This is a genomic window from Allokutzneria sp. A3M-2-11 16, from assembly GCF_024213555.1.
Lineage (GTDB): Bacteria > Actinomycetota > Actinomycetes > Mycobacteriales > Pseudonocardiaceae > Allokutzneria.
Genome location: NZ_JANAVO010000002.1, coordinates 179,700 through 203,217 on the forward strand (window position 1 = coordinate 179,700; position 23,518 = coordinate 203,217).

The following is a 23,518-nucleotide window of genomic DNA, read 5'->3' on the forward strand; positions in this document are numbered from 1 at the left end:
ACCCGGGTCACATTTCGGAACCCTCCGAAGGTCTCACCGGAAAGTCTGCGCCGGAAACCCGTTCCGCCTAACGACAGAAAACCCGGGTTTTCTTATGCTCGTCCTTTATGGACACCGCCCCCGTCGCCCCGGGACGCCGACTCCTCGCCGGGCACGCGCTGAAGCTGTGGCGCGAGCCGCTGGACTTCTTCCGCTCGCTCCCCCAGCACGGCGGCGTGGTGCGGATCGGCCTCGGGCCCAAGAACGCGTTCGTCGTCAACGACCAGGACCTGCTGCACGAGATGCTGGTCGGCAAGGCGGAGCTGTACCCGCAGGGGTTGCTGTCGGAGAAGATGAAGCCGCTGCTCGGCGACGCCAGCAGCACCCTGAGCGGCGAGGAGCACCGCAAGCGGCGGCGGATGATGGCCCCGGCGTTCCGGCAGCAGCGCGTCAACGGCTACGTCGCGCTGATGACGGAGCTGTCCGAGCAGCGCGGCGCGCAATGGCGCGCCGACGAGCCGTTCTCGCTCCGCACCGACATGAACGACCTTGCCCTGATGACGGTGATCACCGCGCTGCTCTCGTCGGAGGCGAGCAAGGACGCGGTGGCGGAGCTGCACGAGCTGCTGCCGGTGTTCCTGAAGGGCCTGTTCCGGAGGCTGGTCCTGCCGGGCTTCCTGCTGGATCTCATCCCCACCAAGGGAAACCGCGGCTTCACCACCTCGGTCCGGCGGATGCGGGAGATCACCGAGGAGGTGATCAGGGCCTACCGGGCGGACTCCACCGACCGGGGCGACGTGCTCTCGATCATGGTGCGGGTGCGCGACGAGGAGACCGGCGACACCTTCACCGACTCCCAGATCCTCAACGAGATCATGGCGCTGGTCCTGGCCGGGACCGAGACCACCGGCAACATGATGACCTTCGCCTTCCAGAACCTGGCCCGCCGTCCCGACGTGGAGGCGCGGATGCACGCCGAGCTGGACGAGGTGCTCGGCGGCAGGCCGGTCACCGCCGACGACATCCCGCGGTTGGTCCTCACGCAGCGGGTGGTCGACGAGTGCCTGCGGATGTACTGCCCCTGGATGCTGACCCGGCAGGCGGCCGAGGAGACCGAGTTGGGCGGGGTGCGCATCCCCAAGGACGCCTTCATGATCTACAGCCCGAACACCGTCTGCCGGGACGAGCGCTGGTACCCGGAGCCGCACCGCTGGGACCCGGACCGCTGGAACACCGATCGGCAGCCGCCCAAGCGGTCGTGGATCCCGTTCGGCGCGGGCGGGCACATCTGTCCCGGCAACATCTTCGGCCGTGTCGAGATGATCGTGCACATCGCCACGATCGCCGCGCGGTGGCGGCTGCGCCCAGAGATCGACGAGCTGGACCCCGGCGCCCCGGTCACCGAGATCGGCTCCGCCGCCGTGGTGCACCCCGACGACACTCCGATGATCCCCACCCGCCGCACCACCACATAACGCTCGCGAGGTAGGGGCGTCTTCAAGTACCACCCACCCCCCTCCCAGCAGTCGTTAACCGCCACTAACCCCGGGGTTAGTGGCGGTTTGCGACGGTTCCAGCCGGGGTTCGTGGGACTTGAAGACGCCCCTACTCCGATGAGGCGCTCGAAGTTCTCCTCGGACGGCTCGGTGGTGCTGATGTCCGGCGCCGCCAGCGTCCGCCCGCCCGCCGCCGCTCCCGCCTACGTCGCCTGCAACGCCGCGATCGAGGGGCTGGGCCGGGGCCTCGCGGTGGAGCTCGCGCCGGTCCGGGTGAACGTGGTCGCTCCGGGCACGATCGACGGCAATCTCTGGGCACAGCGCCCGGCCGAGGTCCGCGAGGCCGTCTTCGCCCAGTACGGCGCGGACAGCCTGCTCCGCCGCGTCGGGCGGGAGTCCGAGGTGGCCGAGGCGGTGCTGTTCCTGTTCACCAACACCTTCATGACCGGTTCGACGATCTACCCCGACGGCGGTTACTCGCTGCGGTGAGGTTCACCCGTCCACGCGGCTGCTGTGGGCGTGGCTCCCCTTCGCCGGGGCCACGACCCGCGCTGAGCCCCTTTCAGCGGAGGCCAAAAGCAACCACCGGAATGACACATCCGGAACCCCGTTCCGCCTAACGACAGGAAATGCGGGCGTTCTTAGCATGATCCGTCATGGAAACCGCCGCCATATCGGCCCCGGTCGCACCCGGGCGCCTTTTTCTCGCCGGACACGCGCTGTCCCTGTGGCGAAAGCCGCTGGAGTTCTTCCGCGACCTCGCCCGGCACGGTGACGTCGTCCGGATCGGGCTCGGGCCGCGTAGCGCCTACGTCGTCACGGACCCGGACGTGCTGCACCAGATGCTGATCACCGACGCGGAGTCCTTCAAGCAGGGGCTGCTCTCGACGATGACCAAGCCGCTGATCGGCGAGAGCAGCAGCACCCTCAGCGGCGAGGAGCACCGCAAGCGGCGGCGGATGCTCGCCCCGGCGTTCCGGCAGCACCGCGTCAACGGCTACACCGCGCTGATGAGCGGTCTGTCCGCCGAGCGCGCCGCGGGCTGGCGCGAGGGCGAACCGATCGCGCTCAAGGGCGAGATGAACGACCTGGCGCTGACCACCGTGGTGACGGCGCTGATGGCGGCCGAGGCCAACCGGGACGCGGCGCGGGAGATCCGCGAGCTGCTCCCGGTGTTCCTGAAGGGACTCTTCCGGCGGCTGATCCTGCCCGGATTCCTGCTGGATCTCATACCCACCAAGGGAAATCGCGGGTTCACCACCTCGGCGCGGCGACTGCGGGAGATCATCACCGAGGCCATCTCCACCGCGCGGGCCGACGCCACCGACCGGGGCGACGTGCTCTCGATCCTGATCGGGGTGCGCGACGAGGAGACCGGCGACCGCTACACCGACACCCAGATCGTGGACGAGCTGATGGCCCTGATCCTCGCGGGGGCCGAGACCACCGGCAGCATGCTGACCCTCGCCTTCCAGAACCTCGCGCACGACCCCGGCGGCGAGCGGCGGCTGCACGCCGAACTGGACGAGGTGCTCGGCGGCCGCCCGCCCACCGCCGAGGACATCCCCCGCCTCGTCTTCCTCCAGCGCGTGGTCGACGAGACGCTGCGGATGTACGCGCCCTGGATGCTCACCCGCCAGGCCGCGACCGACACCGTGCTGGGCGGGGTGCGCATCCCGAAGAACGCGTTCATGGTCTACAGCCCGCACCTGATCTGCCGGGACGAGCGCTGGTACCCGGACCCGCACCGCTGGGACCCCGACCGCTGGGCGCCGGAGCGGATCGAGGGGCTCCGCAAACGCGCGTGGGTGCCCTTCGGCGGCGGGGCGCACATCTGCCCGGGCAACATCTTCGCCCGAGTGGAGATGATCATCCACATCGCCACGATCGCCAGCCGCTGGCAGTTGCGCCCGGAGACCGACGCCCCCGTCGCGGAGATCGGCAGCGCCGCCCTGGTCCACCCCGCCGATACACCGGTCATCCCCGTTCGGCGGGGAAATTCGTGAATTCCGCACGGTTTCACGCGGTGCTTAATCGGTTAACGCCGCCCGTGGCGACGCCCCTAGCCTCCGCGCGGTCGCGATCACCCGATCGCGAAATCACATCACGACAAAATCGGGGACTTGTCACGTGAAGAAGTCAATGATCTCGCGCATCGGTCGAGCCGGTGCGGTCGTCGCCGTCCTCGGCGCGGCGTTCGCCGGCGTGGCCGCGGCTCCCGCCTCCGCGCAGGCCGACTGCGGGGAAGGGCCCTGGGGGTCGGGCGAGCGCATCAAGTGGTGCAACGCCGCCAACGGCTGGGGCAAGCTGAGCACGACCACGTTCTGGAAGCCGGGCGGCAACCCGATCGAGGCGCAGGCTGTTCTGCTCAAGGACGGCAAGCAGGTCCCGATGACGGTGTACCTGGACCGCACCACCAACCCCGGCGGCGGCCACGACCCCCGCGTGGTCGTCGGTTCCGGCTTCGCGGGGACCAGGTCCGTCTCCTACGGGCAGTGGTACCGCGGCTGCGCCACCGATGACCGCGGTGGCTTCATGTGCACCGCCTGGGTCAAGGTCGGCTGACCGACCGGCCGTGGCGCGTCCCGTCTCCAGCGGGCACGCCACGGCCCGCCCTCAGGGCGCTTCCCCGGCACTCGCCTTGCCGTTGCGCTCGAACTTCGACCACGGGGTGCCGGTACCGCAGTAGCCGCAGTTGGCGCCGTAGAACAGGCCACGTGCCTGGGTGTCACCCATCAGGTGCCAGCGGAACCACGCGGTCACCGGCCCCCGCAGCTCCAGGGTGGCGAGGTGGCCCGCGTCGCGCAGCTCAGCGAACACCGCCGGGACCTGCTCCGCCCGCGCGTACTGGCTCCACACCACGCCCGAACCCACGATCAGATCTTTCTGACCGGCGGTGAACAACGCCGGGCCGTGCAGCTGGCCCGGGTTGTTGAACGGGCCGCCGAACAGTGGCGCCACCGTGTCCACCCTGGCGTCCGCGCCCGCGCCGATCGCGGCCCCGCCGCCAAGGGAGTGCCCGGTCGCCCCGACTCGGGTCAGGTCGACCTTGCCCGCGAACACGCTGCCCGGTTTGGTGTCCTCGCCGGTCAGGTAGTCCAGTCCGGTCAACAGCGGATCGCCGGAGCCGGAGCGGCCCTCACTCGCGGCCACGATGAGACCGTGCGAGGCGAAGTGGGTGAGCAGGGCGGTGTAGCTGGCGACCGTGGCCGCCGCGCCGTTGCCCCACAGCAGCACCGGATGCCGGGCACAACCGAGGCCGCCGAGCTGGACGGGACGGAAGACCGTGGTGCCCGCGCCGTTCGAGGCGCTGGTCACGGTGAACGGGCCCGGCGCGGCCCAGTTGCCGTTGACCGACGGGCAGGCGGCCGGACCGGCGCTGGCAGGGACCAGCACACCGGCCAGGAACGCGGACACCGTCAGTGCGAGCGCGACGATCCGCGACAGGGTTCTCATACTCGCCTGTGTACTGGATCCAACCTGGTCAGGACCATGTCCTTTGGGGCAGCATCCCGACTGCCCGTTCGTCCCGCCCCGCGGAGGAGCTAGCTGGCCGAGGTCACCCGGTACACGTCGTAGACGCCCTCGACGTTGCGGACGACCTTGAGCACGTGACCGAGGTGCTTGGGATCGCCCATCTCGAACGCGAACCGGCTCACCGCGACCCGGTCCCGCGAGGTGGTCACCGACGCGGACAGGATGTTCACCCGCTCGTCGGCGAGCACCTTGGTCACGTCCGAGAGCAGGCGGTGCCGGTCCAGCGCCTCCACCTGGATGGACACCAGGAACATCGAGGAGGCCGAGGGCGCCCACTCCACCTCCAGCAGCCGCTCCGGCGAGGACTGGAGCTCGTCGGCGTTGGTGCAGTCGGTGCGGTGCACGCTGACCCCACCGCCGCGGGTGACGAAGCCGAGGATCTGGTCGCCCGGCACCGGGGTGCAGCAGCGGGCCAGCTTCACCCACACGTCGGAGACGCCCTTGACCACCACGCCCGCGTCGGAGTTGCGGCGGCGCTGCACCGTGGACGGCGTGGACCGGTCGGCAAGCTCCTCCTCGGCGTGCTCGACCCCGCCGAGCACCGCGAGCAGCCGCTGCACCACGTAGCGCCCGCCCACGTGGCCCTCGCCGACCGCGGCGTAGAGCGAGCTGACGTCGTGGTAGCGCAGTTCGCGGGAGAGCGCGGTCATCGAGTCGGCCGACACCAGGCGCTGCATCGGCAGGCCGACGCGGCGGACCTCCTTGGCGATGGCGTCCTTGCCCGCCTCGATCGCCTCCTCGCGGCGCTCCTTGGCGAACCACTGCTTGATCTTCGCCTTGGCCCTGGGCGAGGCGGCGAAGGACAGCCAGTCCCGCGACGGCCCCGCGCCCTCGGCCTTGGAGGTGAAGATCTCGATGACCTCGCCGTTCTCGAGCTTGCGCTCCAGTGCGACGAGGCGGCCGTTGACGCGCGCGCCGATGCAGCGGTGCCCGACCTCGGTGTGCACGGCGTAGGCGAAGTCCACCGGGGTGGAGTCCGCGGGCAGCGTGATCACGTCGCCCTTGGGCGTGAAGACGAAGATCTCCCGCCCGGCCAGCTCGTAGCGCAGCGACTCCAGGAACTCGCCCGGGTCGGCGGCCTCCCGCTGCCAGTCCAGCAGCTGCCGCATCCACGCCATCTCGTCGACCTCGACGGAGCGGCCCGCGTGCGAGCCCTTGGTCTCCTTGTAGCGCCAGTGCGCCGCGATGCCGTACTCCGCGGTGCGGTGCATCTCGTGCGTGCGGATCTGCACTTCCAGCGGCTTGCCGTCCGGGCCGATCACCGTGGTGTGCAGCGACTGGTAGACGCCGAAGCGCGGCTGCGCGATGTAGTCCTTGAAGCGGCCGGGCATCGGCTGCCACAGCGCGTGCACCACGCCCATGGCCGCGTAGCAGTCGCGCACCTCGTCCACCTGGATGCGCACGCCCACCAGGTCGTGGATGTCGTCGAAGTCGCGGCCGCGGACGATCATCTTCTGGTGGATGGAGTAGTAGTGCTTCGGGCGGCCCTCCACCTTGGCCACGATCCGCGCGCCGTCGAGGTTCGCGGAGATCTCCGCGATCACCGTGCGCAGGTAGGTGTCCCGGGACGGCGCGCGGTTGGCCACCAACCGGACGATCTCGTCGTACTTCTTCGGCTGCAGGATGGCGAAGGCCAGGTCCTCCAGCTCCCACTTCACCGTGGCCATGCCGAGGCGGTGGGCCAGCGGGGAGAGCACCTCCAGGGTCTCCCGCGCCTTGCGGGCCTGCTTCTCCGGCGGCAGGAAGCGCATGGTGCGCATGTTGTGCAGGCGGTCGGAGAGCTTGATCACCAGCACCCGGGGGTCGCGGGCCATCGCGATCACCATCTTGCGGATGGTCTCCGCCTCGGCCGCCGCGCCCAGTTTGACCTTGTCCAGCTTGGTGACGCCGTCGACCAGGTGCGCGACCACGTCGCCGAAGTCCTCGCGCAGCTGCTCCAGCGAGTAGTCGGTGTCCTCGACGGTGTCGTGCAGCAGCGCGGCGACCAGCGTCGTGGTGTCCATGCCCAGCTCGGCCAGGATCGTGGAGACGGCCAGCGGGTGGGTGATGTACGGGTCACCGGACTTGCGCCGCTGGTGGCGGTGCTTCTCCTCGGCCACGTCGTAGGCGCGCTGCAGCAGCGCCAGGTCGGCCTTGGGGTGCAGCTCGCGGTGCACCGCGGCCAGCGGCTCCAGGACCTGCTTGACCGAGGTGGCGCGCTGGGCGGTGATCCGGCGGGCCAGCCTCGCGCGGACCCTCCGGGTGGCAGACGGCGCCCGCTCGGCCGAGACCGGTTGCGCCACCGTGGATGCGGATTCGACCTCTTGACTCACCGCGTTCTCCCCGCTGTCGCACTGCTCGTCCGGCCGGGGAAACCCACCCGGCCGGAAACACGAGGATAACGCCGTTGGGCGCCGTCATTTCACCAGTACATCGCAAGAACTGATCGTGATACGTCGAACAACCGTCCTCACACGGTGAGCAGCGACCGCACCTTACGCCCGGCCAGTCGCTCCCGACCGTTCAGCGCGGCCAGCTCCATGACCACCGAAACGGCGCTGACCTCGGCTTCCGCGTGCTCGACCAACGCGCAGGCGGCCTCGACGGTTCCCCCGGTGGCCAGGACGTCGTCCACCACCAGGACGCGGGAGCCCGCCCGCAGCGTGCCCTCGGGCAGTTCCAGCGTGGCCGTTCCGTACTCCAAGGCGTAATCGATCCGATGCGCGACCGCGGGCAGCTTGCCCGGCTTGCGCACCCCGACCACGCCGAGGCCGAGCTGGTGCGCGACGGCGGCACCGAGCAGGAAACCCCTGGCCTCGATGCCGACCACCACGTCGACCCCACCGTCAGCGCCGGTTCCGTGGGCGGCCATCTCGCCGACCACCACCCGGAACCCCTCGGCGTCGGCGAGCAGCGGGCTGAGGTCGCGGAAGAGCACCCCCGGCTGGGGGAAGTCCGCGACCTCCCGGATCAGCCCGCTGACCCGCTCCAGCTCCGGGTTCACCTGCGCTTCTTGCCCGAGGGCCGCCCGGCGGACTTGCCGGTGGGACGGGCCTTGCGGGACTCCGGGCCCTTGCCGGTGCGCGCCGGAACGCCCGCGGCCGCGGCGTAGGCCGCCTCCTTGCGCAGCTCCGCGCTCAGCGCCTCGTCGTCGCTGGACTCGACGCCGGTCTCGCCCGCGGCGGCCTTGCGGGCCTGGTTGGCCCGGCGCGAGGCGACCCGCTCCGCCTGCTGCCTGATCCTCGGCTCGGTGAGCTTGAGGTCCACCAGCAGCGGGGTGGCTAGGAAGATCGAGGAGAAGGCGCCCGCGATCATGCCGGTCATCTGGACCAGCGCCAGGTCCTTCAGGGTGCCGACGCCGAGCACGCCCACACCGATCACCAGCAGGCCGAGCACCGGCAGCACCGCGATCAGCGAGGTGTTCAGCGAGCGCATCAGGGTCTGGTTCAGCGCCAGGTTCGACGCCTCCGCGTAGGTGCGGCGGGTCAGCCCCAGGATGCCCCGGGTGTTCTCCTTGACCTTGTCGAAGACGACCACGGTGTCGTAGAGGGAGAAACCGAGGATCGTCAGCAGGCCGATGATCGTTCCCGGCGTCATCTCGAAGCCGACGATGGAGTACACGCCCGCGGTGACGGTGGTGTCGAAGATCAGCGCCACCAGCGCGGAGACGGCCATCCAGCGTTCGAAGTACCCGGCCAGGAAGATCGTCACCAGCACCAGGAACACGATCAGCGCGATGATCGCCTGGGTGGTGATCTCCCCGCCCCAGGAGCCGCTGACCGCGCTGTCGCTGATCGCCTGGACACCGCCCTGCGGCCGGAGCTTGTCGGCCAGGGCGGTCTTGACCTTGGTGACCTGCTCGACGTTGAGCGTCTCGGAGCGGATCAGCACCTGCTGGCTGGCGCCGGTGCCGGCGACCTGCACGGTCGAGGGCTCGTGGCCGATCGACTCGGCGAAGACCGACTTCACCTCGTCGCTGGTGATCTGCTTGCTCACCCCGGTGGCGGGCATCTGGATCTTGGTGCCGCCGACGAAGTCGATGCCGAGGTTGAAGCCGCGGAAGAGCACCGACCCCAGGCAGACCAGGAAGATCAGCGCGATCACCGTGTACCAGCGGCGGCGCGAGCCGACGATGTCGAAGGCGCCGTTGCCGAGGTAGAGCCGGTTGAAGATGCTCGGCCGCTTGCCGGTCGCCTCGGCGACCCGGGGCTGCGCGGCGTTGTCGGGAGTGGTCATGTCAGACCCCCTTCGCGGCCGGCGAGCCGGACGTCTTGGCCATCGAGCGGCTCGCGGCCGCGGTGCGGTGCGCCTCGCCGAGTCCGGACCAGGCGGGCTTGGACAGCAGCTTGGACTGGGACGCCAGCGCCACCAGCGGGTGGGTCACCAGGAACACGACGACGAGGTCGAGCACGGTGGACATGCCCAGGGTGAACGCGAAGCCCTTCACCTGGCCGACGGCCAGGATGTAGAGCACCGCGGCCGCCATGAAGCTGACCGCGTCGGCGGACAGGATCGTGCGCCGGGCGCGGATCCAGCCTCGCGGCACCGCGCTGCGGAAGGTCCGGCCCTCGCGGACCTCGTCCTTGAGCCGTTCGAAGAAGACGATGAACGAGTCGGCGGTGATACCGATGGCCACGATGAACCCGGCGATGCCCGCGAGGTCCAGGGTGAAGCCGATCCACCGGCCCAGCAGCACCAGCACGGAGTAGATCACCGCGGCGGCCAGGCCCAGCGAGAGCACGGTCAGCACGCCGAGCGCGCGGTAGTAGAACATGCAGTAGCCGAAGACCAGCACCAGGCCGATGGCACCGGCGATCAGGCCCGCCTGCATCGAGGCCAGGCCCAGGGTCGCCGAGACCGTCTCGGCCTCGGACTGGTCGAAGGCCAGCGGCAGCGAACCGTACTTGAGGATGTTGGCCAGGTCCTGGGCCTCCGCCAGGGTGAACCGGCCGCTGATCTGGGTGTTGCCGCCGAGGATCGGCTCGTTGATGTTCGGCGCCGAGACCACCCGGCCGTCCAGCACGAACGCGGCGCGCTTGCCGACGTTGGCGGAGGTGAACTTGCTCCAGATGTCGCTGCCGACGGGGCGGAAGTTCACCGAGATGACGTAGCCGGGGCTGTTCTGGTCCTGTCCGGCGGCAGCGTCGGAGATCTCCCGGCCGGGCAGGAACACCTTGCCCAGCACGAACTTCTCGGAGTTGTCGTCGCTGCAGGTGACCAGCGGCAGCTCGGGCTTGTCCAGGCCGCGCAGCGGGTCGGCCGCCGTGCAGTCCAGCAGCGCCAGCGCCTGGGCCTGGACCTGCGGGTCCTCGCTCTGCCGCAGCGCGCGGGCCTTGGCGACCGCGTCGGCGGCCGAACCCGGGGCCGGGGCGGTGCCGGTCGGCGGCGTCGGGTTCGGCTGCTGCTGCTCGGCGGCGGGGGCCGGGCGGCCCTGCGGCTTCGGCTGCGAGGTCGGCGGCGTGCCCGCGTTCGGCGGCGGCGTCGAGGTCGGCGGCGTGCCGGAGGCCGGGGGCTGGCCGCCGGTCGGCGGGGTCTGCGGCGGCAGCGGCTGGTTGGGCACGGCCTGCAGCACGGGGCGGAAGTTCAGGTCCGCGGTCCGGCCGAGGGTCTTGGCCTCGTCACCGCGCTCGCCCGGCACCGTGATGACCAGGTTGTTGCCGTCGCGGACCACCTCGGCGCCACTGACACCCATGCCGTTGACGCGCTGCTCGATGATCTGCCGCGCCCGGTCGATGGACTCCGGCGGCGGCTGCGCCCCGTCCGTCGAGCGCACGGTGAGCGTGACCCTGGTGCCACCCTGGAGATCGATGCCCAGCTTGGGGACCGGCCTGCCGTCCCCGGTGAAGAACACCAGGGAGTAGAGGAAGCCGACGATCAGGATGAATGCGCCAAGGTATCGCCCTGGACGGATATGCCCAGCCGGAGGTGCCACGGTAGGTCGATCTCCTCAAGCACGGTGTGTGGAAGCCGCGACGCCAGGATCGACGCACAGCCCTTGTCATACAGCGCAGCCCCCACCTCCTCGTGAGCGAGGGGTGGGGGCGCAGCATATAGCGCCAGGCCGACCGCCCCGCGAAGACGCAGGGCCGTTGCTCTGTTTGTCCTACTTGTTCTTCTGCTCTTCCAGCGGCGGGGCGAGATCGGCCTTCGACTCGGCGGTGTCGGCGTCCTCGTCGTCCAGCGCGTCAGCGCTGTCCTCGACCTGGTCCTGGACCTTCTCGCGGATCGCCTGGCGCAGCCAGGTGGTGTGCACGCCGGGGGCGAGCTCCAGCTCGATGGTGGTGTCGTCGGTGGCGTCCAGCACGGTGGCGTACAGGCCGGAGCTGGTCATCACGCGGTCACCGGGACCGAGGGAGCTCTGCAGCTGCTGCATCTCCGCGTACACCTTCTTCTGCTTGCGCGCGCTGAGGAACAGCGGCAGCGCAAGGACCACGAGCATCAGAGGAAGGATGAAGGAGGAGATATCCATCGTTCTCGTCTCCGGCGACGCGCTCGCGCCGCCTGGGTGTCGTCAACGTCCGAATTATTCGGTTCTCTCGGGACCGAGTGTGCCACGCCCCTGGTCGTCGACCGGGAGGGGTAGCTGCTCCCCCGGCGCCGAGGCCGGGGGCTCCACGCCCAGGTGCCGCCACGCGAGCGCGGTGGCGACCCGTCCACGCGGGGTCCGTGCGAGCATGCCCGCCCGCACCAGGTAGGGCTCACAGACCTCTTCCACGGTAGCTGGTTCCTCGCCGACCGCGACGGCCAGTGTCGAGACGCCGACCGGGCCGCCGCCGAAGGAGCGCACCAGCGCGCCCAGCACGGCCCGGTCCAGCCGGTCCAGCCCCAGCTCGTCGACGTCGTAGACCTTGAGCGCGGCCCGCGCCACCTCCAGCGTGACCGCGCCGTCCGCGCGCACCTCGGCGTAGTCGCGGACCCGGCGCAGCAACCGGTTGGCGATCCGGGGGGTGCCGCGCGAGCGCCCGGCGATCTCGCGCGCGCCGTCGGTGCGCAGGTCCACGCCGAGGATGCCCGCGGCCCGGCGCAGGACCCGCTCCAGCTCCTCCGGCGCGTAGAACTCCATGTGCGCGGTGAAGCCGAACCGGTCGCGCAGCGGGCCGGTCAGCGCCCCGGACCTGGTGGTGGCCCCGACCAGGGTGAACGGCGCGATCTCCAGCGGGATGCTGGTCGCCCCGGGCCCCTTGCCGACCACCACGTCGACCCGGAAGTCCTCCATCGCCAGGTAGAGCATCTCCTCGGCGGGGCGGGCGATGCGGTGGATCTCGTCGATGAACAGCACGTCGCCCTCGGCGAGGTTGGACAGCATCGACGCCAGGTCGCCCGCGCGTTCCAGGGCCGGTCCGGAGGTGACCCGCAGCGCGCTGCCCAGCTCGGCGGCGATGATCATCGCGAGGCTGGTCTTGCCCAGCCCCGGCGGGCCGGACAGCAGCACGTGGTCCGGCGGGGAGCCGCGGCGCAGTGCCCCGGTCAGCACCAGCTCCAGTTGCTCGCGCACGCGGTGCTGGCCGACGAACTCGTCCAGGTTGCGCGGGCGGAGGCTGGTCTCCAGGTCGTGTTCGGCCGGGGCCGCGTGCGGGTCCAGCTCGCCGAAACCGTCCAGGTCTGTCACGGCACCCGCCTACCGCTTGCGGCCGAGCGTGGCCAGCGCCCTGCGCAGCAGCGCCGGGGTGTCCAGGTCGGCGCCGCCGTTGGCGAACACGGACTCGACGGCCTGGTCGGCCTGCTTGGCGGTGAAGCCCAGCCCGGCGAGCGCCTCGGTCACCTGCGACCGCGACTGGTCGGCGGCGGGGGTGGCGGTCACGGCGGTGGCCGGGGTGAGCGCGCCGACCTTGTCCCGCAGCTCGATGATCAACCGCTCCGCGCCCTTGCGGCCGATGCCCGGGACCTGGGTGAGCGTGGTGACGTTGCCGTCGGCCAGCGCCCGGCAGAGCGCGTCCGGCTCCAGCACGGCCAGCGCGGACAGCGCGAGCCGCGGGCCGACCCCGGACACGGTCTGCAGCAGGCCGAACAGCATCCGCGCGTCGGCGTCGGCGAACCCGTAGAGCGTCAGCGAGTCCTCGCGCACCACCAGCGTCGTGGCGAGCTGCGCCTCCTCGCCCCTGCGCAGGGTGGCCAGGGTCGCCGGGATGGTGTGCACGGCGAGCCCGACGCCGCCGACCTCGACCACGGCGTGGTCAAGGCCGACCGAGAGCACCGTGCCGCGTACCGAGGAGATCACCGCGTGTTCCCTTTCCTGTTCTGCTCGCGCTCGGCCACCGAAGACCCGCTCGCGGGGTCGAGCCTCGTCACCGAAGACCCGCTCGCGGGGTCGAGCTTCGTCGGGGTGGCGGCGCGCAACTTACCCGTCCCGGTCCGTGCCGCGGTCCGCAGCCGCGCCTGGTGCGCGCGGGCCAGTTCCGCGGCGCGCGCCTTGGCCTCGGAGAGCCTGGACTGCATCGGCGAGCGCCACAGGTGGCAGATGGCCAGGCCGAGCGCGTCCGCGGCGTCGGCGGGCCGCGGTGGCTCCGCCAGCCCGAGTACCCGGGTGACCATGGCGGTGACCTGCGCCTTGTCCGCTCGGCCGGAACCGGTGACCGCCGTCTTCATCTCGCTGGGCGTGTGGAAGTGCACCGGCAGGCCGCGGCGGGCGGCGGAGAGCGCCACCACACCGGCGGCCTGCGCGGTGCCGATCACGGTGCTCACGTTGTGCTGGCTGAAGACCCGTTCGATCGCCACGGCCTGCGGGTGGTGCCGGTCCAGCCACTCCTCGACGCCCTCGGCCACCAGCAGCAGCCTGCGCGCGAGGTCCAGGTCCGCCGGGGTGCGCACCACGCCGACGTCGACGAAGCGCACCGACCGGCCGGTGCCGCCGTCCACGACGGCCAGCCCGCATCGGGTCAGCCCCGGGTCGACCCCCAGCACCCGCACGTCACCACTCCCGCCCTCGGCCGAACACTCGTTCGAAACCTTACGGGTCTGCGGGGGCGGGCGAGCGCGGGGACACGCTGTCGCTAGGGCCCCGTGACGCCGGAGAGCCAGGTCTCCGGCACACCGCTGTCGGTGAGCACCGGTTGCGCCGCCCGGAGCCTCGGGTCGGCGCTGCTCTGCCAGGGCCACACCCGGTCCTCGTCCGGCCAGAGCATCTGCAGCACCGGGAACTCCCCGTCCGGGTACAGGAAGAACCCGGACGCCAGCCACTCCGGGTAGTGGCGTGGACCGACGAACTCGAACATCACCGGATACCCGTCGAAGAACCCGTCGTAGCCCACGCCGGGCTCGAACGTCTCCCCCGCGATGATCCGTTCCGCGTAGCACTGCACCAGTTCCGCCGCCAGGGCGCGCGGCGCGATCACGAGCACCTCGGGCGCGCGGTGCATGCACCACAGCCCCACCGAGTACACGAACCCGGGATGGTTGCGGCCCTGGTAGGGATCGTGCTCACCCTGGACCGCGACCATCGAGAAGTCGTGCTCGGCGACCCTCCGCATCAGTTGTCTGCGCACGTCCTCGACCGAGGCACCGCCGCACATGTCACACATCGACTCCATCTCCCTCACTGGACGATCCCATTCGAACACATGTTCGAATGGGGCGCCAGCGTCAGGGCCCGTCGAAGCCGGGAGTCCAACTTTCGGGTGAGCCCGAACCGGTGAGCACCGGCTGGTACTCGGCGAACCCGGGCGGCGCGTCGGCCGACCACGGCCACTGCCCCTCCGGGGTGCGCGCGATCATCTGCACCGCGGGGAAGTCCCCGTTGGGGTGCAACAGGAACGCGCTGCCGAAGAACTGCGGGTAGTACGGCTTGGCCACCTTCTCGAAGGTGACCGGGCAGTCCACCAGGAACCCGCCGTAGATCCCGCCCGGCGCGAACTTCTCCCCCGCACTCGCCCGGCCGACGTAGTCGTTGATCACCACCTGGGAGACCTCCGGCGGCAGCCCGATCGCCACCACCTCCGCCAGCCCGAACCGCCGCCACGCGCCGACCGAGAACGCGTACGGCGGGTGGTCCTCCCCCTCGATCTGGATCACCGCGACGCCGTGCTCCTCGGTGGTCTCCAGCAGCCACTGCCGCAGCTGCTCCTCGTCGCGCTCCAGCTGCGTCATCGGGCCACCCCCGCCCGGAACCGGACAACGGAGGGCGACACGGGGAGTACGGACAGACTCGGCACAGAACCATTCTGCCGGGCGAAGCCCACCCATTGGTGTAACAGCCTCGCCACACTCTCCCCCCGTTAAGCCCTGAACGAGTCGTTCGGGGAACCCAACGCCCCCAACGACCCGTTCAGGGAATCCAACGCCCCAAACTCGTCATTGACTCCGCCCACAAAGCGGGGCAAAGCGACACAAAACGGACAGTCGGAGCACTCGTGGACCCCCGCTCCACCCGCCTCAACTGCCCTGAACGAGTCATTGAGGTACTTCAACGCACCGAATGACTCGTTCAGGGAACTCAACGCCCTGAACGAGTCATTGGGGGTTTCAGCGGGGGCTGAGATGACGAAGCCGCGTCGGGCCTCGCGGGCCGACGCGGCTTCGAAACGGAGCGGGGTCAGGCAGTGTTAGTCCTCGAGCGCGGCCATGACCTCGTCGGAGACGTCCACGTTGGAGTAGACGTTCTGCACGTCGTCGCAGTCCTCGAGCGCGTCGATCAGCTTGAAGACCTTGCGGGCGCCGTCGGCGTCCACGGGCACGCTCATGTCCGGGACGAAGTTCGCCTCGGCCGAGTCGTAGTCGATGCCCGCCTTCTGCAGCGCGGTGCGCACCTCGACCAGGTCGGTCGGCTCGGAGACCACCTCGAAGCTCTCGCCGAGGTCGTTGACCTCCTCGGCACCGGCGTCGAGCACCGCGCCGAGCACGTCGTCCTCGCCGAGCTCGCCCTTGGGCAGCAGCACGATTCCCTTGCGGTTGAACAGGTACGACACCGAACCCGGGTCGGCCATGTTGCCGCCGTTGCGGGTCATCGCCGTGCGGACCTCACCGGCGGCGCGGTTGCGGTTGTCGGTGAGGCATTCGATCAGCACCGCGACGCCGTTCGGGCCGTAGCCCTCGTACATGATCGTCTGGTAGTCGGCGCCACCGGCCTCCGCGCCCGATCCCCGCTTCACGGCGCGCTGGATGTTGTCCTGCGGCACGGAGTTCTTCTTCGCCTTCTGGATGGCGTCGAAGAGCGTGGGGTTGCCGTCGGGGTCACCGCCGCCGGTGCGCGCGGCGACCTCGATGTTCTTGATCAGCTTGGCGAAGAGCTTGCCGCGCTTGGCATCGATGGCGGCCTTCTTGTGCTTCGTGGTGGCCCACTTGGAGTGGCCGCTCATCTCTCCTCCAGGTCCAGCCGTCCAGGACGGCGGTAGCGAATGTCGTCGGGCTTCGGCTCAGGCGCGGCGCACCATCTCGGTGAACAGGCGGTGCACCCGCCCGTCCCCGGTGAGCTCCGGGTGGAAGGCGGTGGCGAGCACGGAACCCTGCCGAACCGCGACGATCCTACCGGCGGCGTCCCCGGCGCTCGCGGACTCCGGCACCGTCGCCAGGACCTCGACCCCGGCGCCCGCCGACTCCACCCACGGGGCGCGGATGAACACCGCGTGCAGCTGCCCCACCCCGGTGAAGTCCAGGTCGGCCTCGAAGGAGTCGACCTGGCGGCCGAAGGCGTTGCGGCGCACCGTCATGTCCACCGCGCCGAGCGGGTGCTGGTCCGGCCGCCCGTCGAGCACCTTGCTGGCCAGCATGATCATCCCGGCGCAGGAGCCGTAGGCGGGCAGGCCCTCGGCCAGCCGCTGCCGCAGCGGGTCCAGCAGCTCGAAGACCTCCAGCAGCCTGCTCATGGTGGTGGACTCGCCGCCGGGGATGACGATGCCGTCCACCTCGGCCAGCTCCTCGGGCCTGCGCACCGGCCGGGCGAGGACATCGCATTCGGCGAGGGTGAGCAGGTGCTCCCGGACATCGCCCTGGAGCGCGAGCACCCCGATGACGGGCTGTGCGGTGGCCACTGTTCCCTCCCTGAAACGACGAAACTCCTAGGCCGGTCGAATGACCAGCCTAGGAGTTCGACTCAGCGATCAGCCAACCGGCTGGTTCTCCTCATCGGGGTCGTTGCGCTTCGACGTGGCCGCGACCGCCTGCTCGGCGGAGATCGCGTCGTTGGCCGAGGACATCAGCGAGGCCACCTTGGCCTGCCGCGCGGTGACCAGCTTCCAGCCGACGAACAGCACCACGGCCAGCACCGGGATCAGGTAGAAGGCGATCTGCTCCGGTCCTTCGGAGAAGCCCATCGACCCCACCACGAACACCAGGAAACCGATGCTCAGCCAGTTGGTCAGCGGGGCGCCGGGCATCCGGTACGAGGGCCGCTCGATGAACCCGGCGTCGGCCTTCTGCTTCAGCTTGATCTGGCAGTACAGCAGCGTGATCCAGGTGGCGATGACGCCGAGCGAGGCCACCGAGGTCGCGATGTCGAATGCCTCGTGCGGCACGAACGCGTTCATGAACACGCCGAGCACGTAGACCACGGCGGTGAAGATGACGCCGCCGTAGGGGACGTGGCGGGCGCTCATCTTGCCCACGAAGGACGGGGCCTCGCGCTTGTCGGCGAGCGAGCGCAGGATGCGGCCGGTCGAGTAGAGGCCGGAGTTGCACGAGGACATCGCGGCGGTCAGGACGACCAGGTTCATGATGTCGCCCGCGATCGGGATGCCCAGCCGCGAGAACACGGTGACGAACGGGCTCTCCCCGGCGGAGTACACGGTCCACGGCAGGACCATCGTCAGCAGCAGCACCGAGCCGACGTAGAAGATGCCGATCCGGTAGACCACGCCGTTGATCGCCTTGGGCAGCACGGACTTGGCGTCCTTGGTCTCGCCCGCGGCGATGCCGACCATCTCGATGGCCGAGTACGCGAAGATGACCGCCTGGAAGGTCATCAGGACCACGCCGAGACCGGCGGGGAACAGGCCGCCGTGGCCCGCGACGTTGGCCACGCTCGCGGTGTGGCCGCCACCCATGTCGGCGTTGGTGATGACCAGCGCGATGCCGACGAACAGGAAGGTGACGATCGCGGTCACCTTGATGACGGAGAACCAGAACTCCAGCTCACCGAACAGCTTCACGCTGAGCAGGTTCACGCCCAGCAGCACGATCAGGGTGATCAGCGCGGTGGCCCAGCGCGGGAACGAGGATTCCGGCACCCAGTGCGCGACGTAGATCGCCACGGCGGTGATCTCGGCGATGCCGGTCATCGCCCAGTTGACCCAGTACATCCAGCCGGAGGTGAACCCGGCCCAGGGGCCGATGAACTCGCGGGCGTACTCGACGAAGCTGCCCGAGGCCGGGCGGTGCATGACGAGCTCGCCGAGGGCACGCATCACGAAGAACGCGACGATGCCGCAGAGCGCGTAGGAGAAAATGAGCGCTGGGCCCGCGGACGCGAGCCTTCCGCCCGCACCGAGAAAGAGACCGACGCCGATGGCGCCGCCGATCGCAATCATCTGGACTTGGCGCTTGCTCAGCGACTTGGCATAGCCGTCATTCGACTCGATCGCGTCGTCGAGCTCAGGCTTTATGGACGAACTCACGGTGAGAAGCCTCCACAGGCGTCGTTCTCTAGGCGTCGCCTGGCCTCGACACCGGCGACACGGTGAGTGTGGAAAGTAACCACACGTCAGCCGGGAGAGTACGGCACCCCCTCAAAAAGGGGAAACGTGGACGAAATTACGAATTGATTCACCACGCTCAGTAATACTCAGGCCTTTCTTAAGTAATACCGACGAGTCGCAGGCCAGCAGTGGTCAGAGCGGCTCCGATGACCACGAAGACGAACGGCAGCCTGGCCACCGCGAGTAGCGCACCGGTCCCCACTCCTAGGGTGCGCGCCCAACCGGCGAATCCTTCGCCGTCAACCAAACCATTGGTGGCGTACAACGCGGCCAGCAGTGCGATAGCGGACAAAGCGAACAGGCGGCGCACGTGGTCGGGCACCGCGACCCGCTCCCGCAGCAGCACCCCGCCGAGCCGGATCGCGTAGGTGCCCGCGGCCAGCACGAGCACGGTCGTCAGCGTCATCGGGCGCGCTCCAGCTTCTTCGGCAGCGGCAGGGCGAAGACCACGCCGAGCAGCGCGATCAGCACGGGGACCCCCGCGGGCAGGAACGGCGTCGCGGCCACGGCGAGAACGGCTCCCGCGATCGCCACCCGCAGGGGTCCGGGTTCGCGCAGCTGCGGCAGCAGCAACGCGAACAGTGCGGCGGGGAACGCCGCGTCGAGGCCGAAATCGGCCGGGTTCCCCATCGCCTCGCCGAGGTAGGCGCCGACCAGCACGGCCGGGTTCCAGGCGCAGAACAGCGTGATGCCGCAGAGCCAGTAGGCGGCGCGGGCGCGCTGGGGGTCGCGCTGCGCCATGGCGAAGGCCACCGACTCGTCGATCATGATGTGCGCGCCGAGCAGCTGGGCGGCCCGGTTGCGGCCGAGCAGGTCGCCGACCACCAGGCCGAACGGCAGGTGCCGCAGGTTGAGCAGGAGGGCGGCGGCGACCGCCGCGACCGGGGTGCCGCCCGCGGCCAGCACGCCGATCACCATGAACTGCGAGCCACCGGCGAAGACCAGCAACGACATCACCGACGCCAGCCACACCGGGACCCCGGCCGCGACGGCGAGCGCCCCGAAGGACGCACCGACCACGGCAACGGCTGCGGCCAGGGCGGCGACGTCACGCACCAGGCCACGGTCTATTGTTCGCCATATCGAACGCATCGCCTTCCATGGTGAACACCTGAGTGGGTGTTCGTCAAGGCGAACACTTGGACCGCTGGAGCGAACACGTGGAACCCACCTCGCCCCTGGAGACCATCGCGGCCGCTCTGCGCCGGGAACGCGAGCGCGTCGGCGTCTCACTGACCGAGCTGGCCAAGCGCGCGGGCATCGCCAAGTCGACCCTGTCGCAGCTGGAGTCCGGCAGCGGCAACCCGAGCGTGGAAACGCTGTGGGCGCTCGGGGTCGCGCTGGGCGTGCCGTTCAGCCGCCTCGTCGACCCGCCGACGCCGCGGGTCCGCGTGGTGCGCGCGGGCGAAGGTCCGGTCATGCGCTCCGAACAGGCGCAGTACACCGGCACCCTGCTGTCGGCCTGCCCTCCGGGCGCGCGTCGGGACATCTACGTGCTGACCCTGGAGCCCGGTTCGATCCGCAACGCCGACCCGCACATCCCCGGCTCGGTCGAGCACTTCGTGGTCAGCAAGGGCTCCGTCCGCACCGGTCCGGTGGGCAACGTGGTGGAGCTGTCCGCCGGTGACTACGCGTCCTTCCCGGGCGATGTGCCCCACCTGTACGAGGCCCTGGAACCCGGCACAGTCGCGGTTCTGGTGATGGAGCACATCTAGCGCTGGACCAACGGCAGGCCGAAGGTCAGGAGCAGTTCGGTCGCGTTGTGCAGGCGCGCCCTGGACACCTCCAGCCGATCGGGCCGGGTGTCCGCGCCCGTCATCGCGTCCCGGCAGATCGTGCCCGCGGCCGAGTACTCCTCCAGCGCCGTCGCCCACAGCCGCGAGCTGGTCCCGCCGGGCGGCGCGGGGAACTTCGCGGCCTGCCCGCTCGCGGCCACGAGTTCAGAGCAGGCTTGGAGGTACGCGCGGGAATCCTTGCGCCGCAACGACTCCCGGTATTCCTCCGAGTGCCGCATCAGCGCGAGGACGTGTCCGGCCCCGCCGCCGGTCGCCCACGTCCGCAGTGCCTGGTCGTTCTCGGCCAGCGGCACACCGCGCTCGGCCGCGGTCACCTCCTCGACCGGCCCAGGTCCGTCGCTCGGCCGATAGAGAGCCAGCAGGACCACCACGATTCCGGCTACCACCAAGGGAAACACGCGGCCGCCGGAACCGGGCACCGATACGCCACGCGCCAGCAAACGGCCCAACAGCAAGGCAATCGGCAGCGCGAACACTCCGGCCACCACGACCAGTCCGAGACCGATGGCGGGCACCGACGGTGACACCGGCTGCAAACATCCACCGGAAAACACCACCAGTGAAGGAAAACAGCCCTCGACCGAGCGGATCGCCCACAGCACCAGCACCGCCGACAGTCCCGTCACAGCCGCGCCGAACAAGGCCGTGACCGCTCGTAGTCCCCGCATTGTCAACACAACGACAACGACGAACTGCACGAGGATCAAGGCGCTGTTCTCCCACAGCACCAACACCCATCGGAACCCGTCGGAGACCCGCAGCGCATCGGAGACACTGGCAGCCGCGGCTCCACGAAGAACAAGTTCGACGACGAGCCAGGCCGCCGCGCCGATCACCCCGGCTCGAACCGCTGGGCGCAACGGCTCGTTTCGCCTCAGCAGCAACGGGATCGCCCACCCCAGCACGAGCGGGATCGTCACCAGCGGCGCGCCCATGAACAGGTGCAGGAACGGCGCTCCCAGAACGGAGTTGAGCGCATCGTCCAGCACCGTCCACCGCGCGCTGTCGACCAAGCGCTCCGAAGCCACACCCAGCGGGCCCAGCGTGTTGATCAACGCACCACCGGTGATCGACGGCGCGCTCATCCAGCTCAAACCGCTGGCGCAGAAGGAAAAGATCGTGCCGGTCACCGCAACCCAGGCGATCACCCGAGCCCGCGGCCGGTCCAGCTCGCGGATCAGGTCGGCGCAGTGCGCCACCCACCACATCAGCGCCGCCAGCACCAGCACGAGGACGACGAGCACCGCCAGCTCCAGCAGCGTGAGCCCCGGAAGCGAGCTGAACGCTCCGATGTACTGGCCGACCCACAGGCCCAGCGTGATGCCGAGCGGTGTCAGCAAGAGCACGCGCACCGACCCGCCGCCAGCCCGGAACGCCGCGAATCTCGCACCGGCGAACAGCACAACCGCTGCCGCGCCCGCTCCCCACACGGTTCCCAGCAGCCCCAACGCGAATGACCCGCTCTGCCCGATGTTCGTCAGCGCGAGGACGACGGTGCGCCAAGCGACCTGGATCGCCACACCGGCCGCCGCGGCCTCCCAGAAACCGGGGCGCAGCAAGCGAACCGGCTCGGCGACCGCGCTGATCCGCTTACTGGGAACGGGATGCTTTCCGACCAGACGACCCCACCACCGCTTCGAGCCGCGAACGGAGGCCAGCACCTCGCCCGGCTCCTCCCGCCCGAGCCAGCTCGCGACGCGATCGTCGGCGTGGTACTCGCGTGACCGCAGCACCGCGTTGCGGGACAACAAGACCACCAGCACCAACGCGAGCACCTGGATGAGAACCGTGCTGATGTCGAGCAGATATCCGCCTGCCCACAACGGAAACGGCGACGTGAACGGAGTGGAGCTGGTCAGCCACGGGTCGAGGAGCGCCGCGAGGAACGGCGCCAGGCCCACGACGAGGAACGACCGCCACACCGCGATCGTGAGGTAGGTGATCGGGACATCGTTGTTGCGCAGGTGGGCCAGCTCGTGCAGCACCACGACACGGAAGTACGCCGGGTCCCACCGGAACCTGGTGACCAGCCCCGCGTCAAGGCACACGTACGGCCGCCGCCGCGTGCCGAAAGCGACGCCGCCGCAGTTCGGGTTGACCGGGTCGACCAGGAAGACGGGCGCTCGCCGCAACCCGGCCCGCTCGACGAGCCCGTCCAGCTCCTCCGCCAGCTCCGGCGACAGGTCCAGTCGCGCCAGGCCGAACCGGCGGATTCGCCAGCACGGCAAGGAGAAGTAGATCAGCGCGGCCAGCCCGCCGAGCCCGAACAGCCCTCCCGCCAGCCATGGCAGGCGCAGCGGCAGGTACTGGCCCATGCACTCGCGGAACCGCTGGGCGTTCGCGTCGATCCGCTCCACCTGGAACGGGCTGATGTCCTGGTCGCCGATGTAGAGGCCCGACGACACCTGGCACCTGATCTGCGCGCTGTGGTTGAACAACATGCCCGGCGGCATCACCAGCAGGTACACCAGCACGGTGACACCGACCGCCAACGCGATCAACAACGCGAAGCGGACCGTCGTGCCCGCGGGCGGCGTGTTCACTCGTTCCGACTCAGGCTGACGAGCACCGCGTCGGCCACCAGCTCGACCTGGTTCGGCGCCAATCCCAACTCCGCTGCCCGCCGCGCCACGACCGCCCGCACGTCGTCCTCATCGCGCGCACCGGCCTCGTACACAGCCGCCGCGACCGCCAGTGCCACCGGCGACAACAGCGCGACCGCGGTGTCCAACCCTGAGCCGAGCACCTCGTCAGAACGCTTCCGCCCGGCCAATGCTCGCCGCGGATCACGGAAGTACGCCGCACTGGCCGCGGCGAAGAACGGCAGCTCCTCCGGCGCGCACGCCTCGACCACGCCCCGCGCCAGCGTCGTCACCTCGTCCACGGCAGCTCCCCGGTCGGATGATCAATCCTGACCACGGGGTTCACGGTTGTCGCTCGGCCGAACGGCCCCACGACCAGGGTGTTTGCCGGGCCGCCGAGGCTGTCGGGGCCACCGGATAGATTGCTCCATACGGACCAATCTCCGAGTAACACGACCAAGGGGGAACACACGTGACATCAACACAGCAGCTCTCCACGTCTTCGGGCGTCGCGGTAGCAGAAG

22 protein-coding genes and 1 pseudogene are annotated in these 23,518 nt (G+C 70.0%); 5 read left to right on the top strand and 18 right to left on the bottom strand.

Features of this window, described 5'->3' with window-relative positions; all coding sequences use genetic code 11:
• The first annotated feature begins 107 nt into the window (after window positions 1–107).
• The 4 genes from NLX83_RS18905 (at window position 108) to NLX83_RS18920 (ending at window position 4,040) form a co-directional block, all read left to right on the top strand.
• Window positions 108–1,454, top strand: coding sequence for a cytochrome P450 (locus NLX83_RS18905; RefSeq protein ID WP_254236405.1), 1,347 nt, complete (start codon window positions 108–110; stop codon window positions 1,452–1,454).
• An 87-nt stretch (window positions 1,455–1,541) separates the two neighbouring features.
• Complete coding sequence (locus NLX83_RS18910) at window positions 1,542–1,964, top strand: SDR family oxidoreductase (protein ID WP_441296810.1); 423 nt, start codon at window positions 1,542–1,544, stop codon at window positions 1,962–1,964.
• Window positions 1,965–2,131: 167 nt separating this feature from the next.
• On the top strand, window positions 2,132–3,481 hold the full coding sequence (locus tag NLX83_RS18915) for a cytochrome P450 (protein ID WP_254236407.1): 1,350 nt from the start codon (window positions 2,132–2,134) through the stop codon (window positions 3,479–3,481).
• Window positions 3,482–3,605: 124 nt separating this feature from the next.
• Window positions 3,606–4,040 carry a hypothetical protein gene (locus NLX83_RS18920; protein WP_254236408.1) on the top strand — a complete coding sequence of 145 codons (435 nt, stop codon included), beginning with the start codon at window positions 3,606–3,608 and terminating at the stop codon, window positions 4,038–4,040.
• Between the two features lie 51 nt (window positions 4,041–4,091).
• Here NLX83_RS18920 and NLX83_RS18925 read toward each other — a convergent pair whose 3' ends face one another.
• From NLX83_RS18925 to NLX83_RS19000, 16 genes and pseudogenes are all read right to left on the bottom strand, one after another.
• Window positions 4,092–4,931, bottom strand: a complete 840-nt coding sequence (locus tag NLX83_RS18925; protein ID WP_254236409.1) for a poly(ethylene terephthalate) hydrolase family protein — start codon at window positions 4,929–4,931, stop codon at window positions 4,092–4,094.
• A gap of 89 nt (window positions 4,932–5,020) precedes the next feature.
• A complete protein-coding gene (locus tag NLX83_RS18930) occupies window positions 5,021–7,324 on the bottom strand; it encodes a RelA/SpoT family protein (protein WP_374118774.1) in 2,304 nt (767 codons plus the stop codon).
• A gap of 137 nt (window positions 7,325–7,461) precedes the next feature.
• Window positions 7,462–7,995 carry an adenine phosphoribosyltransferase gene (locus tag NLX83_RS18935; protein ID WP_254236410.1) on the bottom strand — a complete coding sequence of 178 codons (534 nt, stop codon included), beginning with the start codon at window positions 7,993–7,995 and terminating at the stop codon, window positions 7,462–7,464.
• The gene (gene secF, locus NLX83_RS18940) at window positions 7,992–9,227 is read right to left on the bottom strand and encodes a protein translocase subunit SecF (protein ID WP_254236411.1); all 1,236 of its coding nucleotides are present in this window, start codon (window positions 9,225–9,227) and stop codon (window positions 7,992–7,994) included. Before secF ends, NLX83_RS18935 begins: the two co-directional genes overlap by 4 nt.
• A 1-nt stretch (window position 9,228) precedes the next feature.
• Window positions 9,229–10,923, bottom strand: a complete 1,695-nt coding sequence (gene secD, locus NLX83_RS18945) for a protein translocase subunit SecD (RefSeq protein WP_254236412.1) — start codon at window positions 10,921–10,923, stop codon at window positions 9,229–9,231.
• A 171-nt stretch (window positions 10,924–11,094) separates the two neighbouring features.
• The gene (gene yajC, locus NLX83_RS18950; protein ID WP_254236413.1) at window positions 11,095–11,430 is read right to left on the bottom strand and encodes a preprotein translocase subunit YajC; all 336 of its coding nucleotides are present in this window, start codon (window positions 11,428–11,430) and stop codon (window positions 11,095–11,097) included.
• A gap of 84 nt (window positions 11,431–11,514) precedes the next feature.
• Window positions 11,515–12,591 (bottom strand): Holliday junction branch migration DNA helicase RuvB, encoded by a 1,077-nt coding sequence (gene ruvB / locus NLX83_RS18955; RefSeq protein WP_254236928.1) that lies wholly within the window; start codon window positions 12,589–12,591, stop codon window positions 11,515–11,517.
• An 18-nt stretch (window positions 12,592–12,609) separates the two neighbouring features.
• Window positions 12,610–13,209 (bottom strand): Holliday junction branch migration protein RuvA, encoded by a 600-nt coding sequence (gene ruvA, locus NLX83_RS18960; RefSeq protein WP_254236414.1) that lies wholly within the window; start codon window positions 13,207–13,209, stop codon window positions 12,610–12,612.
• A gap of 128 nt (window positions 13,210–13,337) precedes the next feature.
• Window positions 13,338–13,898, bottom strand: a pseudogene (gene ruvC, locus NLX83_RS18965) (crossover junction endodeoxyribonuclease RuvC); the annotation flags it as partial.
• An 83-nt stretch (window positions 13,899–13,981) separates the two neighbouring features.
• Window positions 13,982–14,518: a DUF4262 domain-containing protein gene (locus NLX83_RS18970; protein ID WP_254236416.1), complete on the bottom strand. Its 537-nt coding sequence runs from the start codon at window positions 14,516–14,518 to the stop codon at window positions 13,982–13,984.
• Window positions 14,519–14,570: 52 nt separating this feature from the next.
• Entirely contained in the window at window positions 14,571–15,074 is a 504-nt protein-coding gene (locus NLX83_RS18975; protein WP_254236417.1) for a DUF4262 domain-containing protein, read from the bottom strand.
• A gap of 455 nt (window positions 15,075–15,529) precedes the next feature.
• Window positions 15,530–16,282: a YebC/PmpR family DNA-binding transcriptional regulator gene (locus NLX83_RS18980; protein WP_254236418.1), complete on the bottom strand. Its 753-nt coding sequence runs from the start codon at window positions 16,280–16,282 to the stop codon at window positions 15,530–15,532.
• Window positions 16,283–16,339: 57 nt separating this feature from the next.
• Complete coding sequence (gene pdxT / locus NLX83_RS18985) at window positions 16,340–16,954, bottom strand: pyridoxal 5'-phosphate synthase glutaminase subunit PdxT (protein WP_254236419.1); 615 nt, start codon at window positions 16,952–16,954, stop codon at window positions 16,340–16,342.
• Between the two features lie 69 nt (window positions 16,955–17,023).
• On the bottom strand, window positions 17,024–18,448 hold the full coding sequence (locus NLX83_RS18990; protein ID WP_254236929.1) for an amino acid permease: 1,425 nt from the start codon (window positions 18,446–18,448) through the stop codon (window positions 17,024–17,026).
• A 265-nt stretch (window positions 18,449–18,713) separates the two neighbouring features.
• A complete protein-coding gene (locus NLX83_RS18995; RefSeq protein WP_254236420.1) occupies window positions 18,714–19,022 on the bottom strand; it encodes an AzlD domain-containing protein in 309 nt (102 codons plus the stop codon).
• Window positions 19,019–19,672 (bottom strand): AzlC family ABC transporter permease, encoded by a 654-nt coding sequence (locus tag NLX83_RS19000; protein WP_308209334.1) that lies wholly within the window; start codon window positions 19,670–19,672, stop codon window positions 19,019–19,021. The genes NLX83_RS18995 and NLX83_RS19000 overlap by 4 nt, the downstream gene beginning before the upstream one ends.
• Window positions 19,673–19,776: 104 nt before the next feature.
• On the opposite strand from NLX83_RS19000, the gene NLX83_RS19005 reads away from it, so the two are divergent.
• Window positions 19,777–20,331, top strand: a complete 555-nt coding sequence (locus tag NLX83_RS19005; protein WP_254236422.1) for a helix-turn-helix domain-containing protein — start codon at window positions 19,777–19,779, stop codon at window positions 20,329–20,331.
• Here the strand turns inward: NLX83_RS19005 and NLX83_RS19010 are convergent.
• Together NLX83_RS19010 and NLX83_RS19015 are read right to left on the bottom strand one after the other, a co-directional pair.
• The gene (locus tag NLX83_RS19010) at window positions 20,328–22,955 is read right to left on the bottom strand and encodes a M48 family metalloprotease (RefSeq protein ID WP_254236423.1); all 2,628 of its coding nucleotides are present in this window, start codon (window positions 22,953–22,955) and stop codon (window positions 20,328–20,330) included. The two genes, NLX83_RS19005 and NLX83_RS19010, sit on opposite strands and share 4 nt — an antisense overlap.
• Complete coding sequence (locus tag NLX83_RS19015) at window positions 22,952–23,296, bottom strand: hypothetical protein (protein WP_254236424.1); 345 nt, start codon at window positions 23,294–23,296, stop codon at window positions 22,952–22,954. The genes NLX83_RS19010 and NLX83_RS19015 overlap by 4 nt, the downstream gene beginning before the upstream one ends.
• Between the last annotated feature and the right edge of the window lie 222 nt (window positions 23,297–23,518).